This window comes from Microcoleus sp. Pol17C6 (genome assembly GCF_036701145.1).
Taxonomy (GTDB): Bacteria; Cyanobacteriota; Cyanobacteriia; order Cyanobacteriales; family Microcoleaceae; genus Microcoleus.
In genome coordinates this window covers 1-1113 of record NZ_JAUBQH010000181.1, presented here as the reverse complement: position 1 = coordinate 1113, position 1113 = coordinate 1, and the positions used below count along the sequence as shown (strand labels likewise).

The 1113-nt window shown below is 40.2% G+C and carries 1 protein-coding gene; it reads right to left on the bottom strand.

Annotated elements, in window-relative coordinates; translation table 11 throughout:
• Positions 1 to 98: 98 nt before the first annotated feature.
• A partial coding sequence (locus QUA25_RS29320) for an IS4 family transposase (RefSeq protein ID WP_333043222.1) occupies positions 99 to 1113 on the bottom strand: 1015 nt, incomplete at its 5' end.

Here is a 1113-nt window from a genome sequence, read left to right as displayed (position 1 = left end):
TAGGCTGGGCCGATTTTCGGGTAACAAGTTATCAGCAAATAGCCAAGTGGTGGGAAATAGTTAGTTGTGCATTTTTGCTGGGGGGGTGACAAAGAGGCCTAGGAGATAGACCGAATCAGGGTTGCAGCCCGCATACCTTGTTGATAAAAGCGACGTTTATTTCGAGTTAACTTCATTAACTGTTCCACTTCCAAAGAATATTGTTCGAGATAATTAACCCACTTTTCTCCATCTAATCCAGCACCAAATGTACTCCGTCTTCGATATCTTTTTTTAGGTTCTTGACGCCGACATACATATTTCCCTACCTGCTTTTTCCGAAGTTCAGTTCCTTCAAATATTGCCAAACTATAGGCGAGTGTCATCAGCAGAATTATGTTAATCAGTCGGTTGCCTTTTAAGCTAGTTCCTTCCAGATCGTAGCCTCCTGTTTTACAATCTCGAAACATTTCTTCGATACCCATCCGTTGCTTATAAGCATCGATCGCTGCCTGCAATGAACCTAAATTTGTGAGAATAAACCACGCTTCATCAACCTGACACGCCCCATAGTTTCTTTTCCACTTACAAGCAACATCAAATCCAGTAGCAGGCTGAGTTTTTCTCACTCTTTTACCTTGAAAATATAAAGAGGTTCCCGGCACTATTCCTAATTCATCTAATCGCTGCCAAACTAAATGCTCTGTTTCGATACAATGATTCTTCTTCAGTCTTAAGCAAAAAGACACACCCTTTTGCTTCAGCCAGTTTGCCAAATCTACCGAACAAAATTCACGGTCTCCTAAAACAATGACTTTATATTCTGAAAATAATCGTAAAACAGGCTGTAGATTTGTCGTTTGTGACTCGAAGTTGCTGCTGCCCAATTTTGGTAACAATGACCAGTATAATGGAATTGCTCTTCGCTCCCAGATTAAGCTAACCATGAACAAATTAATACAGCCCCATTGGCTGCGATCTATTGCAATTGATAAGCGAGTACCAACACGGCAATAAGTTGTCAACCAATAAGTAATTAATGGGAACCAAATTAATTCAATCGTTAAGTTCGGTAAATCTAAAAACCTTTGTAATTTACGTCGCCGACTTTCGGCTGTAATTAGACAGGGAAAT